Origin of the sequence: Hoeflea prorocentri, assembly GCF_027944115.1 — a bacterium.
Taxonomy (GTDB): Bacteria; Pseudomonadota; Alphaproteobacteria; order Rhizobiales; family Rhizobiaceae; genus Hoeflea_A; species Hoeflea_A prorocentri.
The window spans coordinates 1,274,640-1,290,054 of record NZ_JAPJZI010000001.1; the positions used below are offsets into that span (position 1 = coordinate 1,274,640).

The following is a 15,415-nucleotide window of genomic DNA, read 5'->3' on the forward strand; positions in this document are numbered from 1 at the left end:
CTTTCGAAAGTTGCATTTGGGCTGTCAGTTCAGAGCCGGCGGCCCGCTGTCAGGGACCGATGAGCGGGCTGTGTGGGTTCCGTTGCCTGCCTGCTGAACGTAATTTCCATGCAACATTGATCAATTTTTTAGGAATTCGGTAGTATTTCATTGATTTCGTACCGCAGGCTGTTGCGCTTTAAGTGCTACAAGTCGTAGCAATAGCTCTGCGAAAAATCGGCTGCGCCGAGGGATGCGTGGCATCACGGGGATTGAACCAAGGGGGCTGGATTTGAAAACCAGGAGTTTGAGGATGCGCAAAAGCTTGGTGATGCTGGCATGTGTTTTTGGAGTTGGCGCCGTGTTGCCGACCGCACCGCCGGCCTTTGCTCAAAGTTCTCTTTTTGAGGTGATTTTCGGTCAGCAGCAGCGCGGCAAACGCCATCGCCAGCGTCAGATCGAAAAGTTTCGCGCCCAGCGGGCGACGAAACCCGCGCCAAGGGTCAAAGCGCCGAGCTTTTACAACTATAAGCCCGATGCGGTCAAAACAGTCGATCTTTCTCCTCTGGCCGAAATCGAGGTGGCATCGGCCGAGCCGATGGTCATTCCGCCGATCCCGCAGGATGAGTTTGAGCGCTCGCTTCGTCATCTTGAGGGTCATCGTATCCAGGCGTTGAAGGAAGTGGGTGACGCGCTGATTGAGTATTACAAGGCCAATCACGCGTTTGTCTGGGTCACGGACATGAAGCCGAACGCCCGTGCGATGGCAGCCATGGAAGAATTGGCCGCGGCGGACATGTACGGCCTGTCATCCGACGACTACCGGGTGGACGTTCCGGGCGACGATTACGATCCGACGAAAACGTCGGAGCGTTTGCGGGAAATGATCCAGTTTGAAGTCGCGCTGAGTGCGAAGGCGTTGCGCTATGTGCTGGACGCCACTCGGGGTCGTGTCGATCCAAATCGTCTCTCCGGCTACCATGATTTCAAGCGAAAGGAAGTGGACCTCGTTTCCGCACTCGGCAATCTTGCCGCAACATCCGATGCAAAAGTCTATCTGCAGGGCAGCAATCCGGGCAACGACCAGTTCGAAGCGTTGTCCGCCGAACTTGCGGAGCTGCGCGCAGCCGATGCGGAAGATCATATCGAGATCGCGGAAGGAACCTTCCTGAAGCCGGGACGTTCAAGTCCGGAGCTGAAAAATATCGTCGCTGCGATTCGCAAGCGCGGTTCCGACACGCTTCTGGTCGATCACGGCATCACCCTTATGGAATACCAGGCCGATGGCGGGGATCTTTACACGCCCGAACTGGTCTCGATGGTTCGCGCTTTCCAGACGGAAAGCGGCCTGAAACCGGACGGCATCGTCGGCAAGATGACCATCGGGAAACTCTCCGGCATGACCAATGAGACAAAGATCGGCAAGGTCATACTGGCCATGGAACGGCTGCGGTGGCTGCCGCGTGATCTGGGCACCCGGCACGTTTTCATCAATCAGCCGGCCTATGAAGCTACCTATATGAACAACGGCAAGGAGGGCATCTCCATGCGCGCCGTTGTTGGCAAGAAATCCAATCAGACCAGCTTTTTCTACGACGAGATCGAGACGGTGGAGTACAATCCCTATTGGGGTGTGCCACGGTCCATTATCGTCAACGAAATGCTGCCGAAGCTTAGACGGGATCCGTCCTATCTTGACCGTCAAGGATACGAGCTGACCGACCGGCGCGGGCGTCGTGTCGCGTCCCGCAATATCGATTGGTACTCCGTCGGTTCAAAGATTCCGGTCGACGTTCGCCAGCCGCCCGGCAAAAGGAACGCGTTGGGCGAGTTGAAAATCATGTTCCCGAACAAACATGCCATCTACATGCATGATACTCCGGCCAAAAAACTCTTCAGCCGCGATGCCCGTGCGTTCAGCCATGGTTGTGTTCGCTTGCAGGATCCGCGCGGCATGGCCGCGGCAGTTCTCGGCACGTCGCGGGATCATATCGCACAGCAGATTGCGAAGGGACGCAATATGGCGGAGCCCGTCCCGGGAAAGATTCCGGTCTATGTCTCCTACTTCACGGCATGGCCCGGGGAAGACGGCACGATCGGCTATTACGCCGACATGTATGATCGGGACAAACACCTCAACAAGGCGATCAAGCGGACCGAGCAGACCCGGCAAGCGCAAAGCTGAAACGCCGCAGATCAGACCCTTTCAAGAAGACGCCCGACAAGTTCGGGCGTCAACTCGTTATAGTGTCCGATAATTTCGTCGGGGCCGAGATTTTCCATTGCCGTGTCGGAATACCCGAACGGTATGCCTATCGAAGGAATCCCGGCATTCGCCGCTGCCTGAACGTCATTGACTGAATCGCCGATCATGACGGCAAGGGACGGATGGGCGCCGGCCATGTCGATCGTTCCATGGATATGCCCTGCGTCCGGCTTCCTGACAGCGAATGTGTCACCACCTGTCACCGCCTTGAAGCGCGGCATCAGGCCCGTCAGTTCCAGCAGCCGGTGCGCCATGATCTCCGTCTTGTTGGTGCATACCGCAAGGGCGTAGCCGGCATCCTCCAGCCGGGCCATGGCGTCAAGCACACCGGGGTACGGCTCGGACCGGCCGGGCATGGAGGCGCTGTAGTGCGTGAGGAACAGAGCAAAGAGCGCTTCGAATTCTTCCGCTGAAACCGGATTGTTGCGCAATTGCAGTGCCTTGTCGATCATCACACGAGCCCCGCTGCCGACCAGGTAGGTTATGTCGTCAAAGGTTACCGGCGCCAACTCCATGCTGGATATGGTGTGATTGAGGCTGTCGAGAAGGTCGGGAGCCGTGTGGAGGAGCGTTCCGTCGAGATCAAAAATGACAAGGGGTTGGGACATGGCGCGTGGCTCTCCGTTCTGGCTATCGGGTAGGCGAGGACGTGCCGAATTGCAAGGCTATCGTTCAGCGGGGTGAAAGTGTCCGGGTCCCGATCAAACAAGCCGATCGGGGCCGATAATACAGAGCGGAACGGTTTTTGAACCCGGCCGGTAAGCATAGCGCCCGAATAGGCTTTGCTTGCGGACGCCTACATGGTAACAGCGCTGAGGTCTTTACATGGAGCAACCGGCGTATGGACGCCCGACAACTGAAAATCCAGGCGGCGGCAGTTGCCTTGGAGCAAGTCCATTCTGGAATGCGGCTCGGCATCGGTACAGGATCGACGGCTGAGGAGTTCGTTCGCCTGCTGGCCGAAAAGGTGGAGCAGGGCTTTGAGATCCGGGGCGTGCCGACATCGGAGCGTATCGCCGGATTATGTGTCGAGCTGGGTGTGCCCATTTTCTCACTTGATGACCTGCCGGAACTTGATCTGACCATTGACGGAACCGATGAAGTCGATGGGGAATTGAGACTTATCAAGGGCGGCGGCGGAGCGCTGCTTCGCGAAAAAGTGGTAGCGAGCGCGTCCAGGCGCATGATTGTGATCGCCGACGAAAGTAAGGTGGTCGACATGCTGGGCAGGTTTGCCCTGCCGATAGAGGTCATTCCGTTTGGTCTTGCCGCAACCCGTATCGCAGTTGAAAAACTGGCAACCGCTGCGGGCCTTAGCGGATCGATTGAACTGAGAATGGCGGATGGCATACCTTTTGAAACGGATGGCGGCCATTTCATACTGGATGCATCTTTTGGCCGTATTCCGGATGCAGAAGCGCTTTCAAATGCGCTCAATTCCGTACCGGGAGTCGTCGAGAACGGGCTGTTTCTCGGTCTCGCCAACGCTGCTGTAATCGCCGGGGCATCCGGCGTAAGGACAATGGAAAACAGAGGAAATCAGGAACTATGACAAAGATGAGCATGGCCAGGGGCATTCGCCATTGCGCGCTGACGCTCGCCACAGTCTCGGCCATCGGACTGAGCGTGCCCGCGCTGGCACAGGAGCCGTCGGCCGAGCACATCGCTGCGGCCCGCGGGGCAATCAATGCCATCAGCGCAACCGACCAGTTCGATGCGATTCTGCCCAATGCGGCGCAGAACCTTAAAACATCGCTGATCCAGACAGCGCCGAACCTGCAGGAAGTGATTTCCGTCACGGTGGATGAAACGGCCATCGAGATGGCTGGAAGGCGTGCCGATCTCGAGCGGGAGGCTGCGCTGATCTATGCAAAGAACTTCACATTGGAAGAACTTCAGGCAATAGACGCCTTCTATAACAGCGAAGCAGGAAAGAAGCTTCTGCAGGTTGGCCCGATCGTGACCCGCGAACTGCTGCAGGCGGCCGAGGTCTGGTCAAACGGAATCGCACGCGATCTTTCGCAGGCAACCGACGAAGCCCTGCGTGCGCGCCTGGGCGAAACGCCGGTGACCCAGGAAGGCGATGGTGGGGATACCCAGTAGGGGCTCACATAATGTTGAAAAAGCCCGGTTTTGCCCGGGCTTTTCTTTTGCTATTGCCAACCTAATTCTTGACCCTTGCCGGCGAATGTCCGGCTCAATCTGCAAATGACCGAGCCATCGTCGGTCCGAAGGCGTGGAAATGACTGATTTTGATTATGACTTCTTTGTCATCGGCGGCGGGTCCGGGGGTGTGCGAGCAGCCCGACTGGCAGCAGGTCTCGGCAAGAAGGTCGGCATAGCCGAGGAATACCGCTATGGCGGAACCTGTGTTATCCGCGGCTGCGTGCCCAAAAAACTGTTTGTCTATGCGTCACACTTTTCGGAGGCCTTCGAGGACGCCGCTGGCTTTGGCTGGCGGGTCGGGGAGACGCATTTCGACTGGCAAACCCTGATTGCCAACAAGGATCGCGAGATTGCCCGGCTGGAGGGGCTCTACCGCAAGGGGCTGAGCAATGCGGGGGCCGAGATATTCGATAGCCGGGCGGAGCTGGTGGATGCCCATCGGGTGCGCATCCTGAGCACCAACCGGATCGTGACGGCCGACAAGATCCTGATCGCCGTTGGCGGTCGTGTGAACGGCGCGGACGGGCTGGAAGGCCAGGAACTGACAATCAGTTCGAATGAAGCGTTTCATCTGGAGACCCTGCCCAGGTCGATCCTGATCGCGGGCGGCGGTTATATCGCGGTTGAATTTGCGAATATTTTCCACGGCATGGGGGTGGAAACGACCCTGATCTACCGCGGGACCGAAATCCTGAAGAATTTCGACATGGATCTGCGGCGCACACTCCATCGCACCATGGAGGAGAAGGGCATCCGTATCCTGTGCGAGGAAGTGATCTCGAAGATCGTGCGCTCGGCCGATCAGCGGCTGGACGTCACCACATCCGGGGCCAAGAACCTGAAGATCGACCAGGTCATGCTGGCGATTGGCCGTATTCCAAACACGGATGGGCTTGGCCTTGAAGCTGCCGGTGTCGAGACGGATAGTCATGGCGCCGTGGTAGTCGACGAGTATATGCGCACGAATGTGGACAACATATTTGCCGTTGGCGATGTCACCAATCGTATCCAGTTGACGCCGGTCGCCATTCACGAGGCCATGTGTCTCGTTGAGACAGCGTTCAAGGATAACCCGACCAGCCCGGACCACGATATGGTGGCGACGGCGGTCTTCTCACAGCCCGAGATCGGCACGGTTGGTCTGTCGGAAGACGCGGCGATGAAGCAGTTTGACGAACTGGAGATTTACAGCGCCACCTTCCGGCCGATGAAGCACACTCTGTCGGGACGGCAGGAAAAAATGATCACCAAGCTTGTGGTCAACGCTGCCGACAGGCGGGTGGTCGGCGCGCATATCCTTGGACCCGATGCCGGGGAAATGGCACAGTTGCTGGCGGTTGCGCTGAAAGCGGGCTGCACCAAGGATGATTTTGATCGGACCATGGCGGTTCATCCAACCGCCGCTGAAGAGCTGGTGACAATGTACCAGCCGACCTATCGCATCAAGAATGGCGAAAGGCTGGACTAGAGCGTTTCCGTTCAAGCCGGAAAGGCTATGGGCCTTCATCAGCGCTTGATTTGTGGTCCTTCGATCAGCCAGTCGATGACACCGGGCCAGAGCGTGTCGCGGAAGCGCGAGCGGAAAAATCCCAGATGGCCAATAGGTTGTCCGCCGGCGTTCGTTGGCGAAAGCCAGCGCTCGGATATGTCGGCATTGACGTAGTGCTTAATCAAGCCATGAATTGCCTTTGGCGTTCCCCACGGGTCGTCCGTCATGCCGACCGACAGGATCGGCATGCGCACGGTGGCATAACCGTCACGGGCACCGACCTCGGGGTCGTCAAAAAAATATTCGTGATGAAAACACCATTTCGCCCAGTCGCGGAAGACGGATGCCGGTATCGGTTCGCCCAGGCCCATCCAGCGCGCCGTTCGACCGATCACACTTGTCATTGGCAGACCGAAGACGTGCATGAAGAAAAGATTCTGCCAGGGCGTATCGGTGTTGCGCCAGTAGCCGGACAGGCTGGCGACCATGCAATAGCGTTCAAATCGCTGCGGTGTGCCGCAAATGCCGAGCGCCTGTCCGCCAAAGGACTGACCGACGCCGACCATGGGGTGGCCAGGCGAGACCTGATCGAGCCTTTCCATGGCGGCCGGCATGTCCTTGTGCGCCCAATCACGCATGTTGATCCGACCCTTGAAACCCTTGGGACGCGGCGAATCCGGCATGCCGCGATAGTCGTAGGTCAAAACAGCCCTGCAGCCGCAAGCGACCAGTTCACGGGCAAATGCGGCATAGAACCCGCGGGGCGCCCCTGTGGCGGATGAAATCAGAACAAGCGGCCCGTGATTGGCGTCATCGCTGTGGAGCGTACCGGCCAGTGCATATCCGTCCGATGTCCTGATTTTCAAGTTCCGGCCCTCGACATCTTGTGTCGGTGTCCTTTTGCTCACAGCAGCACGGTGCCTTTTTGACGGTTTTCCATCGGATTACGCCGAGATATTCATGTATTGATTCCGGTTGAGTATCCATTTTCATCGGCAGTTTGAGGGCAAGCTAACATTTACGTTTACGTCAAAGTCAACTGTTAATTCACTCTTGAACAATCCGGCACGCGCGATATAGCGGGACAAACCCAATTGGAGCGAGCGACATTGATGGATGGATCGCGACAAGGTGATGGCCATAACGGGCCAAGCAACCTGATTGCCTATTTCGGCTACGGTTCCCTTGTGAACCGGGCAACGCTGCGTACCGATTATGTCGCAGCGCAGCCGGTCCGGCTCATGGGCTGGCGCCGGTGCTGGAGACCGCGCCATGCGCAAGATCCGATAGACAGTGGACATGTGACGTCATTGCTCAGCGCCCGGCAGGTGGAAGGGAGCGTCATCGACGGGCTGCTGATCTACGACCGGCTGGACAATTTGCCGTCTGTCGATGAGAGGGAAATGACTTATGACCGGGTCGCGGTTCCCATCGAACGGCTGGATATGGCAGGTGGTGAACTGCCAGATTGTCCGGTCTATGTTTATGAGGCGCAGACCAATACCGCGGACCACGACCCGCATCACCCGATCCTGCAATCATACCTTGATGCTGTGCTTCAGGGGTTCCTGCGTGAATTCGGCAGGCAGGGCGTTCACGATTTCCTGGAAACAACGGATGGCTTCGAACGTCATGTTCACGCTGACCGCCAGGACCCTGTCTATCCTCGTGCCGTGCGCCTTATCGAGGAAGAAAGGTCCTTTATAGACGGGATTCTTGAAGAACGGGGCATCCGCTTCCTCGATCCGCCGAGACGTGAGCCTTGAGCGGTAAGGTGGCACCATGACGCTGCTGATCGCCAAGATCCTGTCGACTGTTTTCCTCGTTCTTGGTCTGTCAGCGATAGCAGAGCGTGCCGGCCCGGCACTGGCTGGTGTTTTGGCCGGATTTCCATTGGGCGTGGCGATTGTCTTCCTGTTTATCGGGATCGAACAGGGCCCCTTTTTCATAACCGATGCGGCCGCCTACACCGTCGGCGGCTTTGCGGCGACACTCTGCTTCAACCTGGCCTACTGGTTTATCTCCAGCCGCATTCAAAATCATGTATTTCTGGGGTCGATCCTGGGAGCGCTTGCCGTCTTTCTTCTTGCTGCATGGATCATTTCCCAATGGCCGCTCAACGTGTGGACCGGGACGCTCCTAGTTGCTGCCGTTGCGGCGTCGTCAGTATTCGTGATGCGCGGCCACAACGAGACCCGCATCGCCTCTGCTATTCGATTGACCTGGCCCGTGATCGCTCTTCGGGCTGCGATTGCGGTGGTGGTCGTCTTGGCGATTACCGGAGCAGCCGCTGCCATCGGGCCGAAATGGTCGGGGCTTCTGGCTGCGTTTCCCATAACGCTCTTTCCCGTACTGATTATCATCCAATTCACATACTCGGTTGAGGATGCGGGCACGGTGATCCAGACATTTCCTTTCGGGTTGCCGTCTCTCGTCGTCTTCGTTGTCTGCGCCTGGGCAACGTTCGAGCCGCTCGGGGTTCCATTGGGATTTGTGACCTCCCTCATGGCCTCGGCACTATGGCTGACCGGTTTTTTTGTTCTAAGGAAGCGGCTGAAGGAAATGGGCCCCATATCCCGTTAGTCATTCGCCGGCCGGGCGTTATTGATGTAAGCTTAAAGGCGTCGGGCGTTAAAGGCGCTGGCAATCGCGCCGGATTGCCGTTATAAGCCCGCCGTTGTCGGGCATGAATGCCCAAACAGTACCAATCAGGATGAGTAAGATGGCACAGAATTGGACACCGGACAGTTGGCGCAACAAACCTATACGCCAGGTTCCGGATTATCCGGATCAGCAGGCGTTGGAACGCACAGAAGAACGTCTCGCATCTTATCCGCCTCTGGTATTTGCCGGTGAGGCCAGGCAGTTGCGCGACCGTCTTGCCGAGGTCGCCGAGGGCAGGGGCTTTTTGCTTCAAGGCGGTGATTGTGCCGAGAGTTTCGCCGAGCACGGCGCCGACAATATCCGCGACTTTTTCCGCGTCTTCCTGCAGATGGCCGTTGTCCTGACGTTCGGGGCGCAACAGCCGGTGATCAAGGTTGGACGCATTGCCGGCCAGTTCGCCAAACCGCGTTCTTCCAATTCCGAAACGAAGGACGGGATTGAACTGCCGAGCTATCGCGGCGACATTATCAACGGGATCGAGTTTGACGAGGCATCGCGCATTCCCGATCCTCAGCGGCAGGTGATGGCCTATCGCCAGTCGGCAGCCACACTGAACCTTTTGAGGGCATTTGCCCAGGGCGGTTATGCCAATCTGGAAAACGTGCATCAGTGGATGCTGGGTTTCATCAAGGACAGCCCGCAGGCTGAACGTTACCGCAAGCTGGCCGATCGCATTTCCGAAACAATGGACTTCATGCGCGCCGTCGGTATTTCGGCCGAAAACCATGCACGGCTTCGTGAGACGGAGTTTTTCACCAGCCACGAGGCGCTGCTCCTGGGCTATGAGCAGGCTTTGACGAGAACAGATTCAACATCCGGCGAATGGTACGGCACGTCTGGTCATATGATCTGGATCGGTGACCGGACGCGCCAGCCTGATCATGCACATGTTGAATATTGCCGGGGCATCAAGAACCCGCTTGGTCTCAAATGCGGCCCGTCGCTGGAACCCGATGAGCTTCTGGGACTGATCGACTTGCTCAATCCGGACAATGACGCCGGCCGTCTGACCCTGATTGCCCGGTTCGGACACGACAAGGTAGCCGATCACCTGCCGAAGTTGATCCGCGCGGTCGAACGTGAAGGCAAGAAGGTTGTCTGGTCCTGCGATCCGATGCATGGCAACACGATCACGCTCAACAGTTACAAAACACGGCCATTTGAGCGTGTCCTGTCCGAGGTGGAAAGCTTCTTCCAGATTCACCGTGCTGAAGGCACGCATCCTGGTGGCATCCATGTGGAGATGACGGGCAAGAACGTCACCGAGTGTACGGGCGGTGCGCGCACCGTTACCGCGGACGATCTGTCGGACCGGTACCATACCCATTGCGATCCGCGCCTGAACGCCGATCAGGCGCTCGAGCTTGCGTTCCTGGTTGCGGAGCTCCTCAAGGGTGGCCGCGACGAAGAAACACGGATTGCCGCAACGGCCTGATCTTTGCCACTACATGATTTCAGACAGCGGCTTTTGCCGCTGTCTGTGCGTTCAGCGCACCGAACAATTCCTTCAAAAGAATTCACTTGCGTGGGGCGGGAGCTTCCTGTTCGCTCTGCGTGTTTGGAGGTGCGTAATGGCAAAAGCATATAAGGGGTCGTGTCTGTGCGGCGGTGTCCATTTCACCGCAGAAGGACCGTTGAGGGGCGTTGTGGCCTGCCACTGCAAGCAATGCAGAAAGCAATCGGGACACTATTTTGCGGCCACCAATGTTGCCGATGAGCGGCTCTCGATCACCGGCTTTCAAAATCTTGCCTGGTATCACGCATCGGATGATGCCAAACGCGGATTTTGCAAGGTTTGCGGCTCAACGCTTTTCTGGAAACACAAGGACGATCCTTTCACCTCTGTGCTTGCGGGCTGTCTGGATGGTGACACGGGTCTTTCGCTTGAGAAGCATATTTTTTGTGCCGACAAGGGCGATTACTACGAGATCGCCGATGGTTTGCCGCAGTTTCCGCAGGGTGGCTAACGCGTTAGCGTTCAATATTACTGGATGATGTGTGCAGGGATTGCCATCTTCCTAGGCGGCCTGAAAACGCTAGGTGATGGGCAAAGAGGATTGCCCATGTCATCGCTACCAGCGCTTTTTATCTCCCATGGTTCCCCTGATATCGCCATAGCCGATACTGAGGCGCGGCGTTTCATGAGCGCATTTGCGCAAACCGCACCGCGGCCGGACGCCATAGTCGTTGTCAGCGCCCATTTCGAGGCGGGTGGCGTCGCTGTTACGAGTGACCGTCGGCCGGTCACCATCCACGATTTTGGCGGATTTTCGCCCGAGCTCTACAAAATCGAATATGCCGCCCCCGGCGACCCGGACCTTGCCGGGCGTATCGCCTGCATGATGCATGCGGAAGGCCTGGCGGCAGGCGTTGTCGCGGATCGTGGCTTTGATCACGGCACATGGGTTCCGCTCAGCCTGATGTATCCCGACGCCGATATTCCGGTTGTTCAGGTGTCTGTCGATCCGCATGCGGGACCTGAACATCACTACAGGATCGGTCACGCATTGGCGCCGCTTCGCAGCGAAAATGTGCTTGTGATGGGATCCGGGTCGATGACCCACAATCTGAAAGAGGCCTTTGCGGCATTGCGCTGTGGTAAAAGGAATGCAGAAACGCCTGACTGGGTGACGCAATTTGTCAACTGGATGGATCTGAAGATCAAATCAGGCGATCTTGAAGCACTGCTCGACTATCGTAGCCGTGCGCCCCATGCGATGGAGAACCATCCGACGGATGAACATCTGATGCCGCTCTATAGCGCCATTGGCGCAGCGGGCGAGACATGGACGCCGCAAAAACTGCACACATCACACGATTTCGGTGTTCTTTCGATGGATGCCTACGCCTTCAGCTGATGCCGAACGGCAAATGACCGGGTTTGTTATTCCAGGACCTGAGCCAAGCGGGATTGCCTTGACCCGTTCTGCACGATACATGGCAGATCATGAGCGACACATCTCAATTGAACGATGTCATCCGCATCGCGGTTGCCCAGTTGAACCCTACCATGGGCGACATCGCCGGCAATCTTGAGCTTGCCCGCAAGGCGCGCGACGATGCTGCTCGGCAGGGTGCGCATCTTATCCTTTTTACCGAGCTCTTCATCTGCGGATATCCACCGGAAGATCTGGTGCTTAAACCGGCATTCCTGAAAGCCTGTGACCGTGCCCTGCAAGCACTGGCCGCCGATACGGCCGATGGAGGCCCCGGCGTCGTTGTGGGTGTGCCCAGGCAAAATGACGATGGCCGCTTCAATGCCGTCGCACTTCTCGATGGCGGGCGGATTGTGGCCGAGCGTTACAAGGTCGACCTGCCGAATTACTCCGAGTTTGACGAAAAGCGGATTTTTGATGTCGGCCCGATGCCGGGACCGGTGAACTTTCGCGGCATTCGCCTTGGTCTGCCGATCTGTGAGGACCTTTGGGGCGATTACGGCGTGTGCGAAACGCTGGCCGAGACCGGAGCGGAACTCCTGCTGGTCGCCAATGGCTCACCCTATTACCGCGAGAAAATCGATGTGCGCCATCAGGTTGTCCTGCGGCAGATCATCGAGAGCGGCTTGCCGATTGTTTTCGCCAACCAGCTTGGCGGCCAGGATGAGCTCGTCTTCGATGGTGCAAGTTTTGCGATGAATGCGGATAAGACGCTGGCTTTCCAGATGAGCCAGTTCGAGGAACAGGTGAGTGTCACCACGTGGCGGCGTGATGATGATGGGTGGACCTGCGCCGAGGGGCCGATGTCGCAGATTCCGGAACAGGAAGAAGCAGATTATCGCGCCTGCATGCTCGGCCTTCGCGATTACGTGAACAAGAACGGATTTTCCAATGTGGTGCTCGGCCTGTCGGGCGGGATCGACAGTGCGCTTTGCGCCGCACTTGCCGTCGACGCCCTGGGCGAGGAGCGTGTGCGCACGGTGATGCTGCCATACCACTACACATCGGATGAATCGTTTACCGATGCCGAGGCCTGCGCGCGCGCCCTTGGATGCCGCTACGACACGGTCCCGATCGAGGGGCCGGTAGAAGGTTTCACCGATGCCCTTTCAGCGCTGTTCGAGGGAACGAATGAAGGCGTCACCGAAGAGAACCTGCAAAGCCGCGCCCGTGGCACGATCCTGATGGCGATCTCGAACAAATTCGGTTCGATGGTCGTCACAACAGGCAACAAATCGGAAATGTCGGTCGGTTATGCGACCCTCTATGGCGACATGAATGGCGGCTATAACCCGATCAAGGACCTTTACAAGATGCAGGTCTATGCTCTATCGCGCTGGCGCAACGAGCAGGTGCCGCCCGGAGCGCTCGGACCCTCCGGCGAAGTCATTCCGGTGAACATCATCGACAAGGCTCCGTCCGCCGAGCTCCGGCCCGATCAGACGGATCAGGATTCGCTTCCCGAATACCCGGTGCTGGACGATATTCTCGAATGTCTTGTTGAACACGAGATGGATATTGATTCCATCGTTGCGCGCGGTCACCCGAGGGAATTGGTCGACCGGCTCGAGCATCTTCTCTACATCGCCGAATACAAGCGCCGTCAATCGGCGCCGGGCGTGAAGATAACCCGCAAGAATTTCGGCCGTGACCGGCGCTATCCGATCACCAACAGGTTCCGGGACCGCAATTGACGCGTTGGCATTTTCCGGCGATCGTCAGGCTGCCGACAGCGCCAGAACCGAACGGATTACGATGTAGAGACCCAAGGCGCCAAGGGCCAGCAGGAAGACCTGCCTGAAGCTTTCCTCAGATGTGCGTTTTCTCAAGCGCGTGCCGATCATCAGGCCGGCAAAGGTCGGGATAACGGCGAACAAGGAGGCGATGCCAAGGTCAAGGCTCAGAAGGTTTTGCGATCCCATGGACAGGCCGAGGCCGATGGTCGAGAGCGTGAACAGCATGCCCATTGCCTGGACAAGCTGGTCGCGTTTGAGCTGAGTCGACTGCAGGTAGACAACGCCCGGCATGGTGAATGCTCCTGTCATCCCGGCAAGAAGGCCACTCACCACACCAACCAGCGGATTGAGCGGTTTTTCCAGTCGGGAGGGAACAACGAACTGCGAGCGCGTCATGCTCAGCAGCACATAAAGGCACAGCAGGAATCCCAGCAGGGCGGACATGTAATTTGTGTCGAACCTGGAAAGAGCGAGTGTTCCGGGCCATGTGAAAAACATGGTTGGTATGAAGAAGGTCCAATAGCGTTTGAACAGCCTCGCCGTGTGAGCACCCGCAAACCCTTGCCAAAGATTGGTCCCGAAGGCGGGGACAAGAAACAGAGCCATGGCTGCCGGCAGGCCGACAATGGTTGTCATCAGGCCGATTGAGATCAATGGCAGGCCGAAGCCGACCATGCCCTTGACGATGCCGGCCAGCAAAAAGATGACGCCAACAATAATCAACAGGGAGAGATCGGGCATGGAGGCTTCTTGTAAAGTGCGTGCAGAATCGCGATTGCCGGCGCATGATGGCACAGCTTGGCGGTCGACGCACGGTGCTTGACCGGCCATATCCTTTCAGGGCATAGCTTTGACACGCTCGCTGACCCTTTTGTTTCCTCGCAGCGCTCTTGCCGATTGAGCAATACTCCACAGGACACCGGTTCCAGGCCAAGCCATGTCATTTCCTGCCTTCGTGCGCGACAATATCAGATGGCTGGCCGGCGGATTTCTGCTGACATTCTTCTCAAGTTTCGGGCAGACATTCTTCATCTCTTTGTCGGCCGGATCCATCCGCTCGGAATTCGGCCTCAGTCATGGTGAGTTCGGCACGCTTTATATGCTGGCGACCCTGGCAAGCGCGCTTGTACTCACCCAGTTCGGCCGGATCGTGGATGTGATGAGCGTGTCGCGCGTAACCTTGTTGATCGTCCCGCTGTTGGCGTGTTTCGCTCTGTCCATGGCCTACGCGGACACTTTAGCTGTCCTTGTTCTGGCCATTTTCGGATTACGCCTATTCGGGCAGGGAATGATGACCCACAATGCGATTACTGCGATGGGGCGGTGGTATGTCGCGCAGCGCGGGCGGGCGGTATCCGTCGCTACGATCGGTCATCAGGCCGGTGAGGCGGTTCTTCCGATTGTCTATGTTTCTATTGTGGCCGGCATGGGATGGCGCAATACCTGGCTGCTTTCGGCTGCCGTCCTGATAGCCGTTGCACTTCCGGTCATATATCTGCTGATGCGCGTCGAGCGGCAGCCGCGGTCAAGCGATGGTCCGGAACCTATGCGGGTGCTGCGGCACTGGACGCGGGCGGAGGTGGTGCGTGATCCTGTCTTCTGGCTGATCCTGCTTGGGATGCTGGCACCCGGCTTTATCGGAACAACGATCTTCTTCCATCAGGTTTATCTCGTCGAACTGCGGGGCTGGTCCATCGAAGCCTTTGCGGGATCCTTTGCCCTGCTGGCGGTGATGACCGTCTGCTTCGCCCTTATCGGCGGCTTGCTGATCGACCGTTTTTCGGCGGTGCGGCTGATGTCTAGTTTTCTGGTGCCGCTGGCGGCTTCCTGTTTTCTCCTCGCCACCGTTGAGGCGACCTGGGGCATGTTTGCCTTCATGTTGCTCCTCGGCGTTTCCTATGGTCTGTCCTCGACCCTGTTCGGGGCTTTGTGGCCTGAAATATACGGAACACGGCACCTCGGTGCCATTCGCGCTGTGGTGATTGCGCTTATGGTTTTCTCCACCGCGATGGGACCCGGCGTGACGGGCTTCCTCATCGATTTCGGCGTTGGTTATCCGCTGCAAATCCTGACCATGGGCGTCTATTGCCTGGTAATCTGTGTTGCCATGATATTCATCAGCCGTCTTTTGGCGGCGCGTGAGATTGCCATGGCACATGCGGGGCGGCCACAATAAGGC

The 15,415-nt window shown here is 57.7% G+C and carries 14 protein-coding genes; 11 read left to right on the forward strand and 3 right to left on the reverse strand.

Annotation, left to right across the window (positions count from 1 at the left end; translation table 11 throughout):
- The first annotated feature begins 292 nt into the window (after nucleotides 1–292).
- Nucleotides 293–2,164 carry a L,D-transpeptidase family protein gene (locus tag OQ273_RS05870; RefSeq protein WP_267989536.1) on the forward strand — a complete coding sequence of 624 codons (1,872 nt, stop codon included), beginning with the start codon at nucleotides 293–295 and terminating at the stop codon, nucleotides 2,162–2,164.
- 11 nt (nucleotides 2,165–2,175) lie between these two features.
- Here OQ273_RS05870 and OQ273_RS05875 read toward each other — a convergent pair whose 3' ends face one another.
- Nucleotides 2,176–2,853, reverse strand: a complete 678-nt coding sequence (locus tag OQ273_RS05875) for an HAD family hydrolase (protein WP_267989537.1) — start codon at nucleotides 2,851–2,853, stop codon at nucleotides 2,176–2,178.
- A 233-nt stretch (nucleotides 2,854–3,086) separates the two neighbouring features.
- On the opposite strand from OQ273_RS05875, the gene rpiA reads away from it, so the two are divergent.
- The 3 genes from rpiA (at nucleotide 3,087) to gor (ending at nucleotide 5,879) form a co-directional block, all read left to right on the forward strand.
- Nucleotides 3,087–3,797 (forward strand): ribose-5-phosphate isomerase RpiA, encoded by a 711-nt coding sequence (rpiA, locus tag OQ273_RS05880; protein WP_267989538.1) that lies wholly within the window; start codon nucleotides 3,087–3,089, stop codon nucleotides 3,795–3,797.
- Nucleotides 3,794–4,348, forward strand: coding sequence for a DUF2059 domain-containing protein (locus tag OQ273_RS05885; protein WP_267989539.1), 555 nt, complete (start codon nucleotides 3,794–3,796; stop codon nucleotides 4,346–4,348). The genes rpiA and OQ273_RS05885 overlap by 4 nt, the downstream gene beginning before the upstream one ends.
- Before the next feature lie 139 nt (nucleotides 4,349–4,487).
- Nucleotides 4,488–5,879 (forward strand): glutathione-disulfide reductase, encoded by a 1,392-nt coding sequence (gor, locus tag OQ273_RS05890; protein WP_267989540.1) that lies wholly within the window; start codon nucleotides 4,488–4,490, stop codon nucleotides 5,877–5,879.
- Nucleotides 5,880–5,917: 38 nt separating this feature from the next.
- Here gor and OQ273_RS05895 read toward each other — a convergent pair whose 3' ends face one another.
- Nucleotides 5,918–6,766 (reverse strand): alpha/beta hydrolase family protein, encoded by an 849-nt coding sequence (locus OQ273_RS05895; RefSeq protein ID WP_267993034.1) that lies wholly within the window; start codon nucleotides 6,764–6,766, stop codon nucleotides 5,918–5,920.
- A 246-nt stretch (nucleotides 6,767–7,012) separates the two neighbouring features.
- Here OQ273_RS05895 and OQ273_RS05900 point away from each other — a divergent pair, with 246 nt between their 5' ends.
- From OQ273_RS05900 to OQ273_RS05925, 6 genes are all read left to right on the forward strand, one after another.
- Nucleotides 7,013–7,666 carry a gamma-glutamylcyclotransferase family protein gene (locus OQ273_RS05900; protein WP_267989541.1) on the forward strand — a complete coding sequence of 218 codons (654 nt, stop codon included), beginning with the start codon at nucleotides 7,013–7,015 and terminating at the stop codon, nucleotides 7,664–7,666.
- 16 nt (nucleotides 7,667–7,682) lie between these two features.
- On the forward strand, nucleotides 7,683–8,483 hold the full coding sequence (locus tag OQ273_RS05905; protein WP_267989542.1) for a hypothetical protein: 801 nt from the start codon (nucleotides 7,683–7,685) through the stop codon (nucleotides 8,481–8,483).
- A gap of 139 nt (nucleotides 8,484–8,622) precedes the next feature.
- A complete protein-coding gene (locus tag OQ273_RS05910; RefSeq protein ID WP_267989543.1) occupies nucleotides 8,623–9,999 on the forward strand; it encodes a class II 3-deoxy-7-phosphoheptulonate synthase in 1,377 nt (458 codons plus the stop codon).
- 136 nt (nucleotides 10,000–10,135) lie between these two features.
- Nucleotides 10,136–10,531, forward strand: a complete 396-nt coding sequence (locus OQ273_RS05915; protein WP_267989544.1) for a GFA family protein — start codon at nucleotides 10,136–10,138, stop codon at nucleotides 10,529–10,531.
- A 96-nt stretch (nucleotides 10,532–10,627) separates the two neighbouring features.
- Nucleotides 10,628–11,422 (forward strand): DODA-type extradiol aromatic ring-opening family dioxygenase, encoded by a 795-nt coding sequence (locus OQ273_RS05920; protein WP_267989545.1) that lies wholly within the window; start codon nucleotides 10,628–10,630, stop codon nucleotides 11,420–11,422.
- Between the two features lie 89 nt (nucleotides 11,423–11,511).
- Entirely contained in the window at nucleotides 11,512–13,194 is a 1,683-nt protein-coding gene (locus OQ273_RS05925) for an NAD+ synthase (protein WP_267989546.1), read from the forward strand.
- Between the two features lie 24 nt (nucleotides 13,195–13,218).
- Here OQ273_RS05925 and OQ273_RS05930 read toward each other — a convergent pair whose 3' ends face one another.
- Nucleotides 13,219–13,977 (reverse strand): sulfite exporter TauE/SafE family protein, encoded by a 759-nt coding sequence (locus tag OQ273_RS05930; RefSeq protein ID WP_267989547.1) that lies wholly within the window; start codon nucleotides 13,975–13,977, stop codon nucleotides 13,219–13,221.
- 196 nt (nucleotides 13,978–14,173) lie between these two features.
- Here OQ273_RS05930 and OQ273_RS05935 point away from each other — a divergent pair, with 196 nt between their 5' ends.
- A complete protein-coding gene (locus OQ273_RS05935; RefSeq protein WP_267989548.1) occupies nucleotides 14,174–15,412 on the forward strand; it encodes an MFS transporter in 1,239 nt (412 codons plus the stop codon).
- The last annotated feature ends 3 nt before the right edge of the window (nucleotides 15,413–15,415 follow it).

Excerpts from the sequence above, each read along its gene's own strand:
- OQ273_RS05870 (WP_267989536.1), top strand. The coding sequence starts at position 293 with ATGCGCAAAAGCTTGGTGATGCTGGCATGTGTTTTTGGAGTTGGCGCC.
- OQ273_RS05915 (WP_267989544.1), top strand. The coding sequence starts at position 10,136 with ATGGCAAAAGCATATAAGGGGTCGTGTCTGTGCGGCGGTGTCCATTTC.
- OQ273_RS05935 (WP_267989548.1), top strand. The coding sequence starts at position 14,174 with ATGTCATTTCCTGCCTTCGTGCGCGACAATATCAGATGGCTGGCCGGC.
- OQ273_RS05885 (WP_267989539.1), top strand. The coding sequence starts at position 3,794 with ATGACAAAGATGAGCATGGCCAGGGGCATTCGCCATTGCGCGCTGACG.
- OQ273_RS05930 (WP_267989547.1), bottom strand. The coding sequence starts at position 13,977 with ATGCCCGATCTCTCCCTGTTGATTATTGTTGGCGTCATCTTTTTGCTG.
- gor (WP_267989540.1), top strand. The coding sequence starts at position 4,488 with ATGACTGATTTTGATTATGACTTCTTTGTCATCGGCGGCGGGTCCGGG.
- OQ273_RS05900 (WP_267989541.1), top strand. The coding sequence starts at position 7,013 with ATGGATGGATCGCGACAAGGTGATGGCCATAACGGGCCAAGCAACCTG.
- OQ273_RS05910 (WP_267989543.1), top strand. The coding sequence starts at position 8,623 with ATGGCACAGAATTGGACACCGGACAGTTGGCGCAACAAACCTATACGC.
- rpiA (WP_267989538.1), top strand. The coding sequence starts at position 3,087 with ATGGACGCCCGACAACTGAAAATCCAGGCGGCGGCAGTTGCCTTGGAG.
- OQ273_RS05905 (WP_267989542.1), top strand. The coding sequence starts at position 7,683 with ATGACGCTGCTGATCGCCAAGATCCTGTCGACTGTTTTCCTCGTTCTT.
- OQ273_RS05920 (WP_267989545.1), top strand. The coding sequence starts at position 10,628 with ATGTCATCGCTACCAGCGCTTTTTATCTCCCATGGTTCCCCTGATATC.
- OQ273_RS05925 (WP_267989546.1), top strand. The coding sequence starts at position 11,512 with ATGAGCGACACATCTCAATTGAACGATGTCATCCGCATCGCGGTTGCC.
- OQ273_RS05875 (WP_267989537.1), bottom strand. The coding sequence starts at position 2,853 with ATGTCCCAACCCCTTGTCATTTTTGATCTCGACGGAACGCTCCTCCAC.